The 19,940-nt window shown below is 28.5% G+C and carries 18 protein-coding genes; 8 read left to right on the top strand and 10 right to left on the bottom strand.

Translation table 11 applies throughout. From position 1 onward, the window contains the following. Positions 1 to 45 precede the first annotated feature (45 nt). Positions 46 to 2,976, bottom strand: a complete 2,931-nt coding sequence (locus CLPA_RS10510; protein WP_003441935.1) for an insulinase family protein — start codon at positions 2,974 to 2,976, stop codon at positions 46 to 48. Between the two features lie 393 nt (positions 2,977 to 3,369). Between CLPA_RS10510 and CLPA_RS10515 the strand changes: the two genes are divergently transcribed. Continuing rightward, positions 3,370 to 4,782 (top strand): aspartate ammonia-lyase, encoded by a 1,413-nt coding sequence (locus CLPA_RS10515; protein ID WP_003441934.1) that lies wholly within the window; start codon positions 3,370 to 3,372, stop codon positions 4,780 to 4,782. A gap of 19 nt (positions 4,783 to 4,801) precedes the next feature. Then, complete coding sequence (gene hydF, locus CLPA_RS10520) at positions 4,802 to 6,037, top strand: [FeFe] hydrogenase H-cluster maturation GTPase HydF (RefSeq protein WP_003441933.1); 1,236 nt, start codon at positions 4,802 to 4,804, stop codon at positions 6,035 to 6,037. Between the two features lie 56 nt (positions 6,038 to 6,093). On the opposite strand, the gene CLPA_RS10525 is transcribed toward hydF, so the two are convergent. Further along, positions 6,094 to 7,710 carry an ABC-F family ATP-binding cassette domain-containing protein gene (locus CLPA_RS10525; RefSeq protein ID WP_003441932.1) on the bottom strand — a complete coding sequence of 539 codons (1,617 nt, stop codon included), beginning with the start codon at positions 7,708 to 7,710 and terminating at the stop codon, positions 6,094 to 6,096. A 248-nt stretch (positions 7,711 to 7,958) separates the two neighbouring features. On the opposite strand from CLPA_RS10525, the gene CLPA_RS10530 reads away from it, so the two are divergent. After that, positions 7,959 to 8,798, top strand: a complete 840-nt coding sequence (locus CLPA_RS10530; RefSeq protein WP_003441931.1) for a CvfB family protein — start codon at positions 7,959 to 7,961, stop codon at positions 8,796 to 8,798. A 74-nt stretch (positions 8,799 to 8,872) separates the two neighbouring features. Here the strand turns inward: CLPA_RS10530 and xth are convergent, their stop codons facing one another. Continuing rightward, on the bottom strand, positions 8,873 to 9,637 hold the full coding sequence (gene xth / locus CLPA_RS10535) for an exodeoxyribonuclease III (protein ID WP_003441930.1): 765 nt from the start codon (positions 9,635 to 9,637) through the stop codon (positions 8,873 to 8,875). 210 nt (positions 9,638 to 9,847) lie between these two features. Between xth and CLPA_RS10540 the strand changes: the two genes are divergently transcribed. Continuing rightward, a complete protein-coding gene (locus CLPA_RS10540; RefSeq protein ID WP_003441928.1) occupies positions 9,848 to 10,321 on the top strand; it encodes a metal-dependent transcriptional regulator in 474 nt (157 codons plus the stop codon). A 58-nt stretch (positions 10,322 to 10,379) separates the two neighbouring features. Here the strand turns inward: CLPA_RS10540 and CLPA_RS10545 are convergent, their stop codons facing one another. Continuing rightward, positions 10,380 to 10,565, bottom strand: a complete 186-nt coding sequence (locus CLPA_RS10545; RefSeq protein ID WP_003441927.1) for a DUF1540 domain-containing protein — start codon at positions 10,563 to 10,565, stop codon at positions 10,380 to 10,382. Positions 10,566 to 10,743: 178 nt separating this feature from the next. Between CLPA_RS10545 and CLPA_RS21170 the strand changes: the two genes are divergently transcribed. Then, positions 10,744 to 10,917: a hypothetical protein gene (locus tag CLPA_RS21170; protein WP_155760371.1), complete on the top strand. Its 174-nt coding sequence runs from the start codon at positions 10,744 to 10,746 to the stop codon at positions 10,915 to 10,917. 82 nt (positions 10,918 to 10,999) lie between these two features. Here the strand turns inward: CLPA_RS21170 and CLPA_RS21175 are convergent, their stop codons facing one another. Continuing rightward, positions 11,000 to 11,170, bottom strand: coding sequence for a hypothetical protein (locus CLPA_RS21175; RefSeq protein ID WP_155760372.1), 171 nt, complete (start codon positions 11,168 to 11,170; stop codon positions 11,000 to 11,002). Positions 11,171 to 11,481: 311 nt separating this feature from the next. Between CLPA_RS21175 and CLPA_RS10550 the strand changes: the two genes are divergently transcribed. Genes CLPA_RS10550 through glgA form a run of 3 tightly spaced genes read left to right on the top strand, consistent with a single transcriptional unit; the run spans position 11,482 to position 15,235 of the window. Continuing rightward, entirely contained in the window at positions 11,482 to 12,624 is a 1,143-nt protein-coding gene (locus CLPA_RS10550; RefSeq protein WP_003441925.1) for a glucose-1-phosphate adenylyltransferase, read from the top strand. A 22-nt stretch (positions 12,625 to 12,646) separates the two neighbouring features. Further along, a complete protein-coding gene (gene glgD, locus CLPA_RS10555; protein ID WP_003441924.1) occupies positions 12,647 to 13,789 on the top strand; it encodes a glucose-1-phosphate adenylyltransferase subunit GlgD in 1,143 nt (380 codons plus the stop codon). A 12-nt stretch (positions 13,790 to 13,801) separates the two neighbouring features. Next, positions 13,802 to 15,235, top strand: coding sequence for a glycogen synthase GlgA (gene glgA, locus CLPA_RS10560; protein ID WP_003441921.1), 1,434 nt, complete (start codon positions 13,802 to 13,804; stop codon positions 15,233 to 15,235). A 111-nt stretch (positions 15,236 to 15,346) separates the two neighbouring features. Here glgA and lepB read toward each other — a convergent pair whose 3' ends face one another. The 5 genes from lepB to CLPA_RS10580 form a co-directional block, all read right to left on the bottom strand. After that, on the bottom strand, positions 15,347 to 15,859 hold the full coding sequence (gene lepB / locus CLPA_RS10565) for a signal peptidase I (RefSeq protein ID WP_003441912.1): 513 nt from the start codon (positions 15,857 to 15,859) through the stop codon (positions 15,347 to 15,349). A gap of 199 nt (positions 15,860 to 16,058) precedes the next feature. Next, positions 16,059 to 17,015 (bottom strand): 3'-5' exoribonuclease YhaM family protein, encoded by a 957-nt coding sequence (locus CLPA_RS10570; RefSeq protein ID WP_003441909.1) that lies wholly within the window; start codon positions 17,013 to 17,015, stop codon positions 16,059 to 16,061. A 118-nt stretch (positions 17,016 to 17,133) separates the two neighbouring features. Then, complete coding sequence (locus tag CLPA_RS20845) at positions 17,134 to 17,289, bottom strand: lmo0937 family membrane protein (RefSeq protein WP_003441906.1); 156 nt, start codon at positions 17,287 to 17,289, stop codon at positions 17,134 to 17,136. 145 nt (positions 17,290 to 17,434) lie between these two features. After that, a complete protein-coding gene (locus tag CLPA_RS10575) occupies positions 17,435 to 18,823 on the bottom strand; it encodes an amidohydrolase family protein (RefSeq protein WP_003441902.1) in 1,389 nt (462 codons plus the stop codon). An 18-nt stretch (positions 18,824 to 18,841) separates the two neighbouring features. Continuing rightward, positions 18,842 to 19,924, bottom strand: a complete 1,083-nt coding sequence (locus tag CLPA_RS10580; protein WP_003441899.1) for a polyamine ABC transporter substrate-binding protein — start codon at positions 19,922 to 19,924, stop codon at positions 18,842 to 18,844. Positions 19,925 to 19,940 lie beyond the last annotated feature (16 nt).

Below are 19,940 nucleotides of genomic sequence, written 5' to 3' on the forward strand. Positions count from 1 at the left end.
AAAACAAACATTCTTTTTCAAGGTGAAATCAACTTTTATTCAGTGCTAATTAAATACATTGATTATACTGTTAAATAGATTTGAATTTTGTTCTATTTTTTCTTTTCCACCTAAAACACAAATACAATCTTCTTTCATGCATTGCTCTATTAATGGTGCAAAACTTCTAATGTCTTCTACACTTGTTTTCAATATCTCTTCTCTTTCTTCCTGTAAAAAATCATCATCTATGTTACCAATATATAGTGCCGCTTGCCTATCACAAATCATTGAATTTGTAAGTGGTGTATCTAAACTACTTATAGTTCCTAAAATGTATTTTGTCATTTCTCTTTCATCTGCAGAAAAAGTATTAATATATTTATAAAATTTATCATAGACATCTATAGTTTCTTTTAAATTAGGATCTCTATAAGAAGTAATGCTCATATTTCCGTTTCTCTTAAAGTTTATAAAAACTCCATAGGCTCCACCTTTTACTCTTACATTATTCCACAAATAATCATAATTTGATATAGTTCTCAACACTTGAAGTTTACCACTATATTTAAAACCAAATTGAGAAAAATTATATCCTTTTGCTACATATTGCACTTTAGATGAAGTAACTAGGGCCTCATTTTCTTTTTTCAATTCAAACTTATACTTTGTCGGTTCCTTTAAACTAGGTTTTAATTTATCCGAAATAATGCTTTGTAAAATTTCTGATAAATTTTTATAATCTTCTTTAGCAGCTCCAATATTTACAATTAAATTACTACTTGTAAATATGGATTCTGATACTTCCAAAAGATTTTTTATAACTTCATCCTTTTTACTATTAAAGTTTTTTTCTATATCAGTCAAAAACTTATAAAAAGTAAATCCATTAATAGTATCTATATATTTGCCCATTTCAGAATAATAAGATGCTAATTTAGAGGACGCAATTCTATGACCACCACTTACAATTATCATTTCTATTCTCGATTTTAATTCATCAAATATCTCCTTTAGTCTTTTATGATTATCAAATTTACTTAATTTAATTATTTCAAAGACAATATCCAATAAATTTTGTGATTTAGAATGCAGCGATTTTCCTTTAACTATAAACTTAGGAGAATATTCTCCTGTAACAGCTATATTTGAATAAGCTTCTGCACTAAAATCTATACCCCCGGTATTCTTGTTAACTTCATTAGAAAGTTCTTCATAGGAATAATTTTCAGTATCCACTCTTCCTAATAAATAAGAAAGTAGAGTTATATATGGTATTTTTTCCTGAGCTACATAACTAGTATCAAAATAAAAATCTATATAGTCTATACCATTTGTTACAAGTTCCGTATACAGAATTTTATAGTCTTTTTTATCTCCAATTATCGTATTATAGGTATCCAAATTCTTTTTAACATCTTCAATGGATAACAATGGAATTTTTTCTAAGTCTTCCTGACTATCTGGTGATGATTGTCTTTTCGTGAGTATAAAATTTTCTTCTATCAGCTTTTCTATTTTTTCTTCTGTTAAAGAACTTTTAATAGCTGATAGTTTTTCTCTTTGTTCCTTTGCTTTTTTTTCTGCTAAATTTTTCTTAGGAATAACCATAAATAGTAAACTGTGATTATTGTTTAATATATTATCTTCAATTAATTTTTCAAAATACCCATTGTAAGCATTAGCTTTTATTTTATTTAACATTTGGTTAAATTCTAAGTTTTGGAAAGGATCCCCTCCATAAAGTAAACTACCCAATACTTTTTCGCAATAAGCAAGCCCTTTTGGATAACTACTATAATCACTTTCTTTAAGTTCAAATTCTTTCGAATTAATTACTGCTTCAATTAAATCTCTATCAAAACCATTTTTCACAATATCTTTAAGAGTATTGAAAACTACTGATTTAAACTTTTCCTTTTTATCTTCATTGGAATTTTTAATAATAATGCTAAGAGAAGTTTGAAGTGAACCATTATTATAGATACCAAACACATCTTTCGCTATAGATGAATCTATTAAAGCTTTTTTTAAAGGTGATGCCGAAGTTTCCAGAAGCATATCCTCCAGCAAATCAAAAGCTAAGTACAGTTCCCTGTCCTTTACATCACCTATTACAAAATTTAAACTCAAATAGGTTTTATCAAGTTCACTTTCTTCATTGGATATAGGATAATTTATAAATTTTTCTTGCATTTCTTTAAAAGGTTTTTGACTTGATATCTCAATATTTAAATTTAATTTATTGAAGTTGCTTAGATAATTTTCGTCTATAAATTTAAGATTCTCTTCAATATTCATATCTCCATATAAATAAATATAACTATTAGAAGGATGATAAAATTTTTTATGATAATCCAAAAATTGCTCCTGAGTAAGATTTGGTATGTCATCAGGATCACCGCCTGAATCAAAAGCATAGGGAGTATCTGGAAACAAATTACTATTTATTCCTCTAAAAAGTAATGATTCTGGTGAAGAGTAAACTCCTTGCATTTCATTATATACTACTCCTTTATATTTCAACTCTTCATCCTTATTGTTTATTTCATAATGCCATCCCTCTTGTTTCATTATTTCAGGATATTTATATATATTTGGATAAAAAACTGCATCTAAATATACATCCATAAGATTTCTAAAATCCTTATCATTTTTACTAGCTACAGGATACATAGTTTTATCTGGATAAGTGGCAGCATTTAAATAAGTATTTAATGATCCCTTTACAAGTTCTACAAAAGGTTCTTTTGACGGAAATTTTCTTGATCCGCATAAAACAGAATGTTCTAATATATGAAAAACTCCAGTACTATTATCTGGTAGTGTTTTAAAGCTTATAGAAAACACCTTGTTGTCATCAGAATTTTCTATACTGATAAGTTTTGCCCCACTTTTTTCATGATAAAACAATCTGGCTGTGGAACTTATATCGCTAATATTTTTTTCTTCTAGCAATTTGAATCCGGAATAAATTCTATTGATTTCAAAATTCATATATTCTTTGCTCCTCTCTATAATTAACACTTCGACTTCATTAAGCTTACCTGCATAAAATTTTAATAATTTTTTACCCCTTGTAATTAATCTTTTGTAAAATTATGTTATTGTTTTTGTTTATTTATGGTTTTCCTATATTAATTAACTGTAATATACTTTTTAAATCTAGTCAATTCAATATATTGTTTAGTATATATTATTATTCTTCATTTTATATAATAATTATTTATATAGATTAATGTTTTTTTGAATATCTGATTCACTGTAATTTAAATGAACATTATGCACTCAATTAAATTTTCAATACTATTTGAATTTAAATTTAAACTTTGTTAAAATTACTTTACAAGTTACTAAGTTATTTACAGATTGACGAGGAGGACTTTCTCAATGGAAAATTTTAGATTAGAAAAAGATATTATAGGCGAACGTAAACTTCCTCTTGAGGCATATTATGGAATCAACACTTTAAGAGCTTCCGAAAATTTTAATATAAGTAATAAAAGAGTTAATTTTAATTTAATAAAATCTCTAGTTATTGTAAAAAAAGCTGCTGCTTTGACTAATGAAAAAATAAAATTACTTGATTCAAAAAAGTCACAGGCTATAATAAAAGCCTGTGATAAAATATTAAATGGAGAATTTAAAGACCAATTTATAACAGATTCCCTTCAAGGTGGTGCGGGTACTTCTACAAATATGAATGTAAATGAAGTCATTAGCAATATAGCAATAGAACTTCTTGGAGGTAAAAAAGGTGATTATTGTTTAATACATCCCATACAGCATGTTAATATGTGTCAATCCACTAATGATGTTTATCCCACTGCTTTAAGAATAGCTGCTATAAAACTATTGAGAACTACGGCTGATTCCTTTTCTAAGCTTCAAACTGCCCTTCAGACAAAAGAAAATGAATTTTCTCATATTCTAAAACTGGGCAGAACAGAATTAATGGATGCCCTTCCAATTATGGTAGGTCAAGAATTTGGTGCCTATGCAAAAGCCATAGCCAGAGATCGATGGAGATTGTATAAAGTAGAAGAAAGATTGCGAGAAATAAATATAGGTGGTACTGCTATAGGTACTGGTATGAATGCCCCTAAAAGATACATATTTTTGATAACAGATATACTTCAGGACTTAACTGGACTGGGTCTTTCTAGAAGTGATTTTCCCATAGATATAACACAAAATATGGATGTATTTTGTGAAGTATCAGGTCTTTTAAAAGCTGCTGCTGTAAATCTTATGAAAATTTCTAATGATTTAAGACTTTTAGGCAGCGGCCCTAAAGGCGGTATAGGAGAGATTTTAATTCCCCCTGTTCAAACGGGTTCATCTATAATGCCTGGCAAAGTTAACCCTGTAATTTTAGAAATGATATCTCAAGTTTCTATGAAAATAATTGCAAATGATGTTTCTATTACTTTTGCTGCCGCCAATGGTCAACTGGAATTAAACGCCTTTGCTCCGCTCATTGCCGAAAATATACTTGAATCTTTAGAAATTCTGAATAATGCAGTAATTTCTTTAACAAATAATTGTATTAAAAATATAAAAGTCAATGTAGAAAAATGCAAATTAAATTTGGATTCTTCTACAGCTTTAATAACCGCCCTTGAATACTATATAGGTTACGATAAAGCCTCTGAAATAGCAAAAAAAGTTATTGAAGAAAATATCCCTCTTAGAGATATACTTATACGTGAAAATATACTTTCAGAAGATTTGATAGAAAAAATATTAAATCCTTTTGCCTTAACAAGTCCAGGAATTCCTGGAAAACCAATAAATTCATAATATAATGGAGAGTGAGCTTATGAGTAATTTAAATGAAACGCCTCGTTCAAATAGACTTCATATTGCCCTATTCGGCAAAACTAATGCAGGTAAATCCAGTATTATAAATGCCCTTACAGGTCAAAATATAGCCCTTGTATCAGATATAAAAGGAACTACTACGGATCCAGTATATAAATCTATGGAAATTCTTCCTATAGGTCCTGTAGTTTTAATTGATACAGCCGGTCTCAATGATGAAACAGAATTAGGTGAATTAAGAAAGAAAAAAACCATGGACGTCCTTAATAAAACAGATATAGCTCTTGTAATAATAGATAGTTCCATAGGTATATCTGATTTTGACATTAAAACAATAGAAGAAATAAAATCAAAGAAAATACCTATTGTTGTTATATTAAACAAATCAGACATAAGTACTATAGATATCTCCTCTATTAAAAATTTAGAAAATAAATTTAAATTAAAAATTATAAAAGCCTCAGCCTATAATAATACAGGAATAGATCATATAAAAGATGAAATAATAAAATTAATACCTGAAAACGAAGAGAAATTTAGGATTTTAGGAGATTTAATTTCACCAGGAGATTTTGTAATTCTTGTAACTCCTATAGACAAAGCTGCTCCAAAAGGAAGATTAATACTGCCACAGCAGCAGGTAATAAGAGACGTTCTAGAAAGTGATGCTATTTCCATTGTTACAAAAGAATATGAACTTCGTGAAACCCTTGAAAACCTAAATAAGAAACCCCGTTTAGTGATAACAGACTCTCAGGCATTTTTAAAAGTATCTGCTGATACCCCAAAGGATATATTAATGACTTCATTTTCCATACTTTTTGCAAGAAATAAAGGTAATCTAACAGAATTGGTAAAAGGCGCCAAAGCTATAAATAATCTTAAAGATGGTGATAAGGTACTTATTTCAGAAGCATGTACCCATCATAGACAATCAGATGACATAGGAAAGGTAAAAATACCAAGATGGCTTAGACAAAGTACCGGAAAAGATTTAATCTTTGAATGTTCCAGTGGTTTTTCCTTTCCTGAAAATTTAAAAGACTACGCACTAGTAGTTCATTGTGCAGGCTGTATGCTGAATAGAAAAGCTATGCTTCATAGAATATCAAACTCCGTTAAGGATGGAGTCCCAATAGTTAATTATGGTGTATTAATAGCTTATGTGCACGGTATTCTCAAAAGAGCTTTAAAGCCATTTCCAGCTGCACAAATTGCCTTTGAGGAAGAATAATAGAAGAGGACGAATTAACTTTCCACTGAAAAAAGTTAATTCGTCCTTTTCTTCTATTAAGAATTCATTTCTGCTGAGAGTTTTTTAATATCCTCATTTGTACAGTAATCATCAAAAGTCATATTTCTGTCTATTATTCCCTTTGGTGTAATCTCTATAACTCTATTTGCAATTGTTTCTATAAATTGATGATCATGTGAGACAAAGAGTAAATTTCCCTTATAGTCAATAAGACCATTATTTAAAGCTGTAATAGATTCCAAATCAAGATGATTTGTAGGTTCATCTAAAATTAATAGATTTGCCCCGCTAAGCATCATCTTTGATAACATACATCTAACCTTTTCTCCTCCAGAAAGTACATTTGCCTTTTTAAGTGCTTCTTCACCAGAAAAAAGCATTCTTCCTAAAAATCCTCTAATAAAACTTTCAGACTTTTCCTCTGAATATTGTCTAAGCCAATCAACTAAACTTAAATCTACATTATTAAAATACTCTGAATTATCTTTTGGAAAGTAAGATGTACTTATAGTAACACCAAATTTAAATGACCCGCTATCTGGCTCCATTTCACCCATCAATATTTTAAAAAGTGTAGTTTTAGCTATTTCACTTTCACCTGCAAATACAATTTTATCACCTTTATTAACTATAAAACTAACATCCTTTAGTACTTCTATGCCATCTACTGTTGCGCTTATATTATCCACAGTTAAAATATCATTTCCAGCTTCTCTGTCTGCTTTAAATCCTACAAAAGGATATTTTCTCGTAGAAGGTCTTATGTCATCTAAAGTTATTTTGTCAAGCAACTTTTTTCTTGAAGTAGCTTGTTTTGCTTTAGATGCATTGGAACTGAACCTTGCTATAAATGTCTGCAGATCCTTCATTTTTTCTTCCTTCTTTTTATTCTGATCCTTTGCCATTTGAAGGGCTAATTGACTGGATTCATACCAAAAATCATAATTACCTACATATAGTTGTATTTTACCAAAATCTACATCTGCCATATGAGTACACACACTATTTAGGAAATGTCTATCATGAGATACTACTATTACTGTGCCTTCAAAATTTATCAAAAATTCCTCTAGCCAATTTATAGACTGCATATCTAAATGGTTTGTAGGTTCATCTAAAAGCAGGATATCCGGGTGACCAAATAGTGCCTGAGCTAATAATACCCTTACCTTTTCAGCACCACTAAGTTCGCTCATTTTCTTAAAATGATCTTCTACAGGTATTCCAAGTCCCATTAATAAAGTAGCAGCTTCTGATTCTGCCTCCCATCCATTTAATTCTGCAAACTCGCCTTCCAGCTCTGATGCTCTTATTCCATCTTCATCAGAAAAATCTGGCTTTGCATATATAGCGTCTTTTTCCACCATAATATCATATAATTTTGAATGCCCCATAATGACAGTCTTTAGAACTTCAAATTCATCAAATTGAAAATGATCTTGTTTCAATACCGCTAATCTATCCTCAGGAGACATACTTACATCTCCAGTATTAGGTTCTATTTCTCCAGACAATATTTTTAAAAATGTAGATTTTCCTGCACCATTTGCTCCAATTACTCCATAGCAATTTCCAGGAGTAAATTTTATATTTACATCTTCAAATAACTTTCTACCGCCATAACTAAGGCTTACATTATTTGCAACTATCATTAAAATACCAACCATCCTTACTAAAAATTTTTTTATTTAATTAAAATATAACTTAAGCCTTTTGAGCTGTTAAGTTATTATAACATAATATTAATATTCATGGGAATAATTTAAACTATGAAATATCATAACAGTTAACCTATTAATTATAACATTATTTATTAAAATATGTTAAAATAAAAAGATATACTGCAAATTGGAATTATTCCGGCATTTGATAGTTATATTTTAAGGAGGAAATTTAGTTTATGATTGAAATTGGTAAATTTAATAAATTAGAAGTAGTAAGACAATCTTCTTTTGGGTATTTTTTAAATGCTCAAACAGATAATACAAGTGATGATATTCTACTTCCAAACAATAATTGTAATGATACTAAAATTGATGTAGGAGATATAGTAGAAGCTTTTATCTATCGTGACTCTAAAGACAGACTTATTGCCACATTAAAAAAGCCCTATGCTTTGGCTTTTGAATTGGCCTACTTAAAGGTTGTCTCTGTAACTAAAATAGGAGCCTTTGTAGACTTTGGCTTGGAACGAGATTTATTCGTCCCTTTGAAAGAGCAAAACTATTCACTAATTCCAGGAAATAAATACTTATTTTATGTATACGTAGATAAAACTGATAGACTGGCAGCTACTACTTTTATAGATGAGTATTTGGAAAATACAGAGGAGTACCTTGTAGAAAATGATGTGGAAGGGATTGTGTATGGATTCCAAACAAATGGAAGTGCTATGATAGCCGTTGAAAATAAATATAGAGGAGTAATTCTAAAAAATGAATATTTTTCAAAACTTACTCCTGGTGAGATTTTAAAACTTAGAGTAAAAAAACATTTTGAAGATGGTAAAATGTCCTTAACTCCAAGAAAACCTCCTAAAGATGAAAGATTAGCTCTTGAAGAAACTATACTTGAATATTTAAAAGATCATAATGGCTTTATGCCCTATAATGACAAAAGTTCTCCAGAAGATATAAAAAGTATATTTCATCAGAGTAAAAACTACTTTAAAAATGCTCTAGGTGGCCTTATGAAGCAAAATCTTATTTTTCAAGATAAAGATGGTACACACTTAAAATAATAATTATTATTTAAAAATTGACAATTAATATATTATCTTTATTGTCAATTTTTATAAATACAATATAAAATATATTATATATCCAGTAAAATGCTTACAGGACAATGATCTGATCCCATTACATCATTTAGTATATCTGCTTCCTTTACATTTTCAAGCAGATTCTCAGTAACGAGAAAATAATCAATTCTCCAGCCTGCATTACGTTCTCTAGCCTTAAAACGATAACTCCACCAAGAATATTTAATTTCTTCCCTATGTATTGATCTAAAAGTATCTACATATCCTTTGGAAATAAATTTATCAATGAGCTTTCTTTCTATAGGTAAAAAACCTGAAATCTTTTCATTTGCTTTTGCATTTTTAATATCTATCTCCCTATGAGCAATATTATAATCACCACATATTATGATTTTTTTATCTTCAATTTTAAGTTTATCCAAATATTCAAATAGAGCATCATAAAACTCCAATTTATAATTAAGTCTTTCTTCATCCTTTTGTCCATTTGGGAAATATATATTAAATAATATAAATTCATTAAATTCTGTAATTAATATTCTTCCTTCTTTATCAAATTTTTCTATACCTATACCATGTTTTATAGAAACAGGTTTCTTCTTAGTATAAGTTGCTACACCACTATATCCCTTCCTTTCTGCAAAAGAAAAATAGGAATAATACTCCTTTATATTTTTAAGTTCCTCGCTTAAAGTTTCAAGCTGTAATTTAGTTTCTTGTATACATAATATATCTGGATTTTCATAACTAACAAATTCAAAAAAACCTTTTTTACTTACTGCTCTAAGTCCATTGACATTCCACGAATATATTTTCATATAATTAACCTGCCTTATCCTATATTTTATTAAAGAACATTGTATTAATTTTAATCTATAATATCATATATTTTTCACAATTTCATATCCATAATTAATAAATTATACTTTTATTAATAACTCTAAATAAATTTATCTTTTCCATCGTTCTTTAAAGCAAGTATTATGTATATAATTTACTAAATAGCTTAATATTAGGTAGGTGTAAATATGTCAAAAGAAAGTTTTTATACATTTAATGAATATATGAGAAAAGAAGAAGATACCCTTACAGCTTCTATGGAAGATTATCTTGAAATGATATATAGACTATCTTTAGAAACACATTTTACTAGAATTCATGATTTAGCAAAGGCCTTAAATGTTCAACCACCTTCTGCCACCAAAATGGTACAAAAGCTTTCAGACTATGGATTAATAAATTACGAGCGCTATGGGATAATATTATTGACTGATAAGGGAAAGGTTTTGGGGAATTTTCTTTTAGACAGACATAATACTATAGAAAATTTTTTAAAATTACTTGGAATTTCTAATAACATACTTGAACAAACAGAGAAAATTGAACATACTCTTAGTAATGATACCCTAATATATCTTAAAAATTTTGTTGATTTTATTGAATCTAATCCTGATTTAATTAAAAATTTTAATATATTCTGTCACAAAAAAAATAATAGCTAAAATTTAATAAATAGAGGAATAATATTACTCCTCTATTTATTATTTACTTAATTTAATTTTATTGGTTTCTCTTTTCGAAACTTCCGCAATCTGTACACTCAACTGTATTTGCAATAGATTCATGCTTTACTACTTCTATTTTTTGTAAAGTACAGTAATTATCTGATCTATCGTTGTATTTACACTCATTAACTGTACATCCTATGCTATTATTGTGACCACTATTCATTGAAGTATTTGCCATTTTAATTCCTCCTTTTTTTTAGACAAAAATAGTATGAGTAATTAAAAAAATATTATACTTATAATTTAGCCTTTTTTATTTTAATAATTTATTTATTTAATTTAAAAGTATAGTATATGTAACTTTATATGCATAATTACATTATATTAATAGTGCAGACATATTTAGGAGGTAACCTATGAAAAACATTGTAGATAATAGTATTACAGATTATGATTTAATAAATAAAATAGAGATTTCAGAATACAATTATTTTAATAACCTGTTATATTCCTCTATTCATGATAGAGATTATTACTTCTATCCTTTTTTTTATGAGATATGTAATGATAATAACAATGCATTAAGCTAAATATTTTTAAATTTAATACTTAAAAAATTTTTAGACATATAAAAATTTAGATCTTGCTTAAATTTTTACATGTCTAATGCTCTTATCTACTTATATTATTTTTAGAACTTTCTACTGTATTTTTTCCAAAGGCATAGGAAGATTCATTTAATTCATTACTTTGTATTGATTGTGTATCTTTATTTTCAGGATTTCTATCATCATATAATTTGATTTTTTCCGGTGAAGTTTTAACCATTGATCGCTTTGACATTTTAAACACCTCCAATATATATTTTTATTCTTTTATAAATTTTTATTCTTCTATATTCATCTAATATAGATATTTTTTATTAACAATTAAAGAATTCTTATAGGTACAGTAATTATTAATAAAAAAATATCATATAATTATTTATAATATCCATTATTTCAATTTTATGCTAAAAAAACATTTTTAAATTTACAAAATTTATATTTTTTATTAGTGCCTTTTTTCACAAAATAAGGTAATATATATATATAATATTAAATTAAATATTTAAATTCAGCATTTTATTTTACTTAACATAGGGGGGGTATACAATGTCAAAGAAAGAAATGATTGCAATGATTTTAGCAGGTGGACAGGGTAGTAGATTAGGAATACTAACTAAAAAAACAGCAAAACCTGCAGTTCCCTTTGGAGGCAAATACAGAATAATAGACTTTACTTTAAGTAATTGTTCAAATTCAGGTATTGACACAGTTGGGGTATTAACACAATATAGACCACTTATATTAAATAATCATATTGGAATTGGCAGTCCTTGGGACTTAGATAGAACAAATGGGGGAGTTTTTCTATTACCACCATATATGAGAGAACATGGAGGTAATTGGTATAAAGGCACAGCAAATGCAATTTATCAAAATAGAAGTTTTATCGATTCTTACGATCCAGAATATGTAATCATACTCTCTGGAGATCATATTTACAAAATGGACTATTCTAAAATGCTTGAATATCACAAGGAAAAAAATGCAGATGGTACTATTGCAGTTTTTGAAGTTCCTTTAAATGAGGCCAGTAGATTTGGAATAATGAATACAAAAGAAAATAATGAAATTTTTGAATTTGAAGAAAAACCTAAAATACCTAAAAATAATATGGCTTCTATGGGAATCTATATATTCAAATGGAAAATATTAAAGAGATTTCTTCATGAAGACGAATTAGATGAAAAGTCTAGTAATGATTTTGGTAAAAATATAATACCCAAAATGCTTTTAAGTGGTAAAAAACTTTTTGCATACCCTTTTAGTGGTTACTGGAAAGATGTAGGTACAATAGAAAGTCTTTGGCAATCTAATATGGATATGATTGACGATAATAATAATTTAAATTTACACGACTCAGATTGGAGAATTTATTCTGTAAATCCAACAAGACCCCCTCAATATATAGGCTGTGATGCTATAGTTAAGAGTTCTCTTGTAGTTGAAGGATGTGTAATACTTGGAGAAGTGAATAACTCAGTACTTTTCCCTGGAGTTCATATAGGTAAAAATTCTAAGATATATGATTCTGTGATAATGCCAAATACCATTATAGGTGATAATGTTACTATAAGAAAAGCCATTATAGGCAGTAATTCCATAATTTCCAATGGATGTTTAATCGGTAACTCTGAGGAAGTAACAGTAATTGGTGAAGGAAATAAAGTAAAAGAAAGTGCAGCGGTATGATAAAAGAAAGAGGGGATTATAGATGCTTTCCAATTACATGGCTATATTAAATTTAAATGAAAACGAAGATAATATTAAAAGTCTTACGAAAAACAGATTAATTGCTTCAATACCCGTGGCTGGTAGATATAGAATTGTTGACTTTGCATTGTCAAATCTTATAAATTCCGGTGTTAGAAATGTTGGAATATTCACTCAAAGTAAAGCGAGATCATTAATTGACCATATAGGTTCTGGAAAGCCTTGGGATTTAGACAGAAAAATTAATGGACTTTTTATATTTAATTTTGGTGAAAGAAATTCTTATTTAAGTGATGTAGAAATGATAAAAAATAACATGGAATATATTTATAGAAGCAAGCAGGATAAAGTTATCTTATGCTCCTCTTCTATGATTTGTAATATAGATTATAATGAAGCAGCAAAATTTCATGAGGAATCCGGCAAGGATATTACTATCATTTACAAAAAAATAAAATCTAGTAATAATTACTTCAGAGATTGCAATATATTAAATATAAGTAATGATAGTTCAGTAATAAGTGTAGGAAAAAATATAAAAGTAACTGAATTATACAATAGAAAAAATTTAATTTCTGATGGCAATGAAAACGTATCTATGGAAGTATTTATTTTAGATAAGGATACTTTGATAAATATTTTAAATACTTGTATAAAAACAGGTTATTGGGCGGATTTGAAGGATTGCATATATAATAATATAACGGATTTAAATGTAAATGCCTATGAATTTAAAGGATATCTATCCTATATAAATTCTATCAATTCCTATTATAAAGCAAATATGGACATGTTAAATTTAGATATAAATAAAGAATTATTCTTTAATAATGGCCTCATATATACGAAGATAATGGATGAGTCTCCTACTAAACATTTTAGTAATGCTGATGTATCAAATTCCCTTATAGCAAATGGATGTCTTATTAAAGGGAAAGTTACTAACAGTATACTTTCACGTAGAGTAATAATTGATGAGGGTGCAGAAGTTAATAATTGTGTAATAATGCAAGGCTGTCATATTAAATCAAATGCTAAACTATCAAATATAATTATTGATAAAGATAATATCATTGATAAAAATAAAGAGTTGAAAGGCGATATCGACTTTCCACTAGTTATTGAAAAAAAATCACTACACTAAAGGAGTAATATTATGAACATTTTATTTACTGCTTCAGAATGCTTTCCATTTTTGAAAACTGGAGGTCTTGGAGATGTAGCTTATGCACTTCCTAAAGCCTTAAGGAAAATTGGTATTGATGCTAGAGTTATACTTCCTAAATATGGTGCCATGTCTGATTATTTTAAAAATAATATGCATCATATTCAAAGTTTTGACGTTCCTGTGGGCTGGAGAAAAAAATTCTGTGGTCTAGAATATATACAACATGATTCCGTTCCCTTTTATTTCATAGATAATGAATACTACTTTTATAGAGAAGGAGCTTACGGATACTATGATGATGCAGAAAGGTTTGCATTCTTTTCAAGAGCAGTACTTGAAGCTATACATTATATGGGTGATTTCACTCCAAATATTATACATTGTAATGACTGGCAAACTGGCATGATTCCAGTGATGTTAAAAGATATTTTTAGATTTAGTCCAAGACATAATAATATAAAAACTATATACACAATACACAATTTGAAATATCAGGGTGTATTTGATAAAAACATTTTAGCAGAATTATTATGTCTAAATACAGGTTATTTTCATGAGGATGCATTAAAATTTTATGATGGTATATCCTTTATGAAAGGCGGAATTAAATTTTCTGACAAAGTATCTACCGTAAGCAATAGTTATGCTGGAGAAATCCAAACTCCCTTTTATGGAGAAGGTTTAGACGGACTTCTTAGAAGTAAAAATTGGGATCTTTGGGGTATACTCAATGGTATAGATTTTGATGTTTATAATCCAGCTTTTGATAAAGACATATTTGCCCATTATGACAAAAATTATTATGGCAATAAATATATAAATAAATCCGAACTTCAAAAAATGTTAAATCTACCTGTAAATAACAATATACCAATTATCGGCATAGTATCTAGATTAGTTGATCAAAAAGGATTCGATTTAATTGCATATATGCTTGAAGAATTACTGCAGGATGGAATTCAAATAGTAGTTCTAGGAACTGGTGATAGAAGATATGAAGATATATTTAAATATTTTGCATATAAATATCCTAATAAATTATCTGCAAATATTACCTTCAGTAATTCTCTGGCTCAAAAAATATATGCTGGATCAGATATGTTTCTTATGCCTTCCCTTTTTGAACCTTGTGGCATAGGCCAGTTGATTTCTCTAAGATATGGTACTATACCTATAGTAAGAGAAACGGGAGGTCTTAGAGATACCGTATTCTCATACAATGATGATACTGGTGAAGGTAATGGATTTACTTTTGCCAATTATAATGCCCAGGATATGCTTCATACTATTAGACGTGCTGAATATTTCTTCTATAATAGAAAGGATATATGGAACAGCTTAATTTTGAGAGGTATGTGGCAAGATAATTCTTGGAATAATTCTGCATATAAATATAGCGAATTGTATAACTCTTTATTTTGATATAGATATATAATAAAATAATAAACTGTACCCTGTAAGTTACACGGCCTTTCTACCGTATATTTTACAAGTGGTACAGTTTAATTTCTTGTTTACAATTCAAGAACATATCTATTTAAGATTACCAAATCTACTGAAAGGATATATAATAAATCTAGCTTTTCCCTCTATATCCGACCAATCAATATAGGGATTTTGCCAATATCTAGAGTCTAAAGAGTTACTTCGATTATCCCCTAAAAAAAAATAATGCCCTTCAGGAACCTTAAAAGTACCACTTTTTCCCCCATTATTTATTACATAGCTTTGATCTAATTTATTACCATTAACATATACACTGCCGTCCTCGTTTACTGTAACAGTATCCTTTGGAAGTCCTATAAGTCTTTTTATTAACTCTTCCTTAAGTTCTTCTGATTTAAATACTACTATATCTCCCCTCTTAAGGCTATTTTTACTATAAATTCTTGTTACAATTATCTGATCATTGTCTTTTATAGTTGGATACATAGATGCTGTTGGAACCATAATTTTAAAAAATAAAAATTGTCTTATTAATAGTGCTAGTATAATTGCAACTAACACAGGTGCTATGTAATCTTTAAAAATATTTTTTGCTTTCATTTTTCTCCTCCAGTTTTCTTATACTTAAAATCATTTTTATGTACAATATTATTTTATATTATTTTCATCATTTTGTATAATAATAAAATAAAAACTGACTGTCACTTACAGTCAGCATTATGTATTATAACATTAGGATTTATTATTTTATTATAATTTATATTTAAATTATTTAGTATTAATTTAAATTTTATAGATATTACTTATCAAATTTTGAATTATATATTCTTCTCTTTTCTAAAGACCATACAGGATCAGATACTTCGCCTGGGCTCACAGAGTCTACAGCTTTTTTCATATCAAACATAGTTGCATCCATATCATCTAAATAATGAAGCATTTCTGCTTCTGGAATCATAGGCTTTTTAGGACTTCCATACTCCGGTTCATAATGATGACTTAAAATCATATGCTGAAGTATCATTGAAATTTCTATATCTGCTTCTACTTTTTCAGCTGCCTGTGCTATTTTTTCTGTTCCCATTACTATATGACCCAAAAGCTGACCTTCTATAGTATAGGAAGTAACTATACCCAGTTCTGAAGCATCCATTTCCTCCAGCTTTGCCATATCATGAAGAATTACTCCTGAATAGAGTAAATCTGTATTCAAAAACACATATACATTGCTAAGAGCTTCTGCAGCCTTGAGCATAGTAGTTATATGATACAATAATCCAGATCTTACAGAATGATGATTTTTCTTAGCAGCAGGAAAATTCATAAGCTTATCCCCTGCTTTATCTATAATATAATTTACAATATTCTTTATATCCTTATTTTTTATCTTTGATATATAATCAAGCATTATAATATACATATCATCTGCTTCATAAGGTGCTGACGGAACAAAGTTTTTTATATCTAATCCATCTTCTTTTGTCACTAATCTTATCTTATCTATTTTAAGCTGAAGATTGTTTTGCCACTCCACTACAGCTGCTCTTATTTTTACCAGTGTATTTTCTCTATATAATTCTTCATCCTCAGCAGATGCATCCCACAGTTTAGCACTTATTTCTCCACTTTTATCTCCTACAATTAAATCAAGAAACTTTTTATTATTTGATGAAACTCTACTTAAAACAGATTTTATAACATAAAAACTATCTATTCTAGTACCGGCTTTTAGTTCATTTATTTGTTTAAAATCCAATATAATCCCTCCATTTGATTTTAAATACTATTATTAGAATATCACAAAATATAACAATGGTCTAATAATATTAAAAATTTAAGAGGTAGGATATTCTAAAATTAATAGAAATTGAAGTCTAAGTTCTATGTCCCATCCCAATAATTAGATCCACTATAAACACAATTGCAGCTATAATAAGAAGCCAATTAATTAATGTACCACCTATTCTCAATAATAATCCCAAAATCCAAAATATTATAACAATTATTCCTATCCATTTCAATAAAGTCATATCAATATCACCCTTTATTAATTCTATAAGATATATTTAGTATGCATATTTTTAGTATTTTTATTATAAAATAAAAAATTGAACAATGTAATATAAAATTACCTGTCCAATTTTAATATTAGATTATATAGAATAATTTTTTTAATTACCATATAGTACAAGCTGGTAAATCTCTTATGCATTTTCCCGGCATAGAATTTAAAATTAAATCTCCCTCACTTACCACAAGTTTACCATTCACTACAACAGTAGATATACCTTCTGGCTTAGCATCCGGTTCCCCTATATCAGGAAATTGTGCTTTATCACTTATAGTATCAATATCAAAAACTACTATATCTGCATCCGCACCAACCTTCATTCTGCCTTTATTTGTAAGTCCTAATCTATTAGCAGGAGATAAAGTACATTTTTCAACAGCTTCTAGCAGTGAAAGAATTTTTTTCTCCCTTACCATTTTCCTAAAAAATCTTGGGAAAGTACCTGCATTCTGTGGATGACCTTCACTGGTACGCCCTGTAGGACTAGGTCCTATATCAGAGGATAATATAACATATTCTTTAGCAAGAGCTTCATATATTTCATCTTCAATTCCAGTAAAACAAATTACACTTTCCTCTTTTGAATATTTTCTAAGTTCCTCATAAGTATCTCTGGTTAATCTTTTACCTTTATATTTACCAGTAGCCACTAAAAGATCTTCAAATTTCCATCCAAACTTTTTCATGTACTGCTCATCATAAATTGTAGAACCAATAAATGTAGAAAAGGCAGTATACATACCACTATCCGCCGAAACCCTTAATCCTCTATCTCTTGCTCTGTCCATCATTTCTAAAGCTTCTGTCATAATACCAGTTCCATATTGATATACAAAATGAGATACTAAAACTTCTACTCCTGTTTCTTCAGATATATCTATGGCATCTTTAAGAGAACTTAAATCATTAGGATTATTTACATTAGTGTGTATTGCTACAATTTTATCATATTTTTCAGCAATACTGCTCAAAGTCATTATTTCATCTCTGGAGGAACCAGGTGCATATTCAATCCCAAAGGATAATCCTATAGCTCCATCTTGAAAAGATTTTTTTAATAGATCAGACATAATTTCAATCTGCCTTTTTGTTGCTGAAATATAGGGATCTCCTATCCCCACAGCCTCTCTCAACCTAAAAGAATGTCCTATCAATTGTGCTTGATTAATAAAAAATCCTCTATTATCCTGCTCATCAAAAAATTTTTTAATATCTAATATTCCACCACCACAATTTCCTCCTACCGTAGTTGTTACACCTTGAAGTACTGAAAGTTTTCCACAAGGGATGGAACCATCTACGTGACCATGAATATCTATGAATCCTGGACTTACAATAAGTCCACTTGCATCTATTTCTACATTACCCTTAATATTTTTATCAGTTATTGTACATATTTTATTTTTGCAAATTCCAACATTCGCTTTTTTAATAATTTTTTGTTCTACATCTACAACATTGCCATTTTTCACAACTAAATCATAAATATTCATATCCTCACTTCCTCTGATTTATTGCTGCTTAAATTCAGACCAAATTAAGTCATATTGTTTTGTAACATCGCCTACATCTTCTAGATGTTTAGCTTTTCTAAATTCTTCCTGGGGAACATAAACAGCTTTATTATTCAAATATTCTTTTGACATATACTTTTTAGCTGCTGTATTTACACTTATATACTCTATATTATTAGTTATATCATTATTTATTTTTCCGTCAAGTAGGTAATTAATAAATTTTTCTGCATTAGCTTTATGCGGTGCCTTTACAGGTATTACAAAATTATCTTCTTCAAATTGCATTCCCTCTTCAGGATAGACAATTTTTAGTTTAGGATTCTCTTTTAGTGCAGCTGAAGCCTGTGATCCCCACATAATGCCTATGGATGTATCTCCACTTATTAAACTATTATGAGGTGTATCTGCATCAAATACTTTCACGTTTGGTTTTAGATCTTTAAGTTCTGCCTTTGCCTTATTAAGTTTTGCAGGATCAGTTTCATTTATACTATATCCAAGCTTTGTTAAAGCCATTCCTATTACGGATCTTGGATCATCTAGAAGTACTGCCGAATCTTTAAGTGAAGGATCCCATAAATCCTTAATTCCATTAATATCTTTTTTTACTTTATCAGGATTATATACAATCATTTGTCCACCCAATGTATAAGGTATAGAATATTTATTATCTTTATCATAGTATTGATTTAAATAAGAAGAATCTATATTCTTGTAATTTGGTACATTAGCTTTATTTATGGGCTGAATTAATACTTCTTTCTGCTTCCCCATGACTTGAATTATATAATCAGCACAAATTATAACATCGTATTGAGAACCTTTTACTGCTTGAAGCTTTGCAAGCATTTCTTCATTAGTAGAAAAATTACTATAATTCACTTTAATTCCAGTTTCCTTTTCAAATTGCTTAACTACATCATCTGGAACATAATTTGCCCAAGTAAAAAGATTTACTACTTTTTCACTGCTATCTTCAGAATTTGAAGAGTTTTTATTTGAACAGCCTGAAAAAGTTAACAGAATCATCATAAAAACTAGCATAATACTAAAAATTTTTAATAATTTCTTTGACACAAAAATCACTCCTATA

The sequence above is a fragment of the Clostridium pasteurianum DSM 525 = ATCC 6013 genome, from assembly GCF_000807255.1.
In the GTDB taxonomy this organism is placed as follows: domain Bacteria; phylum Bacillota; class Clostridia; order Clostridiales; family Clostridiaceae; genus Clostridium_I; species Clostridium_I pasteurianum.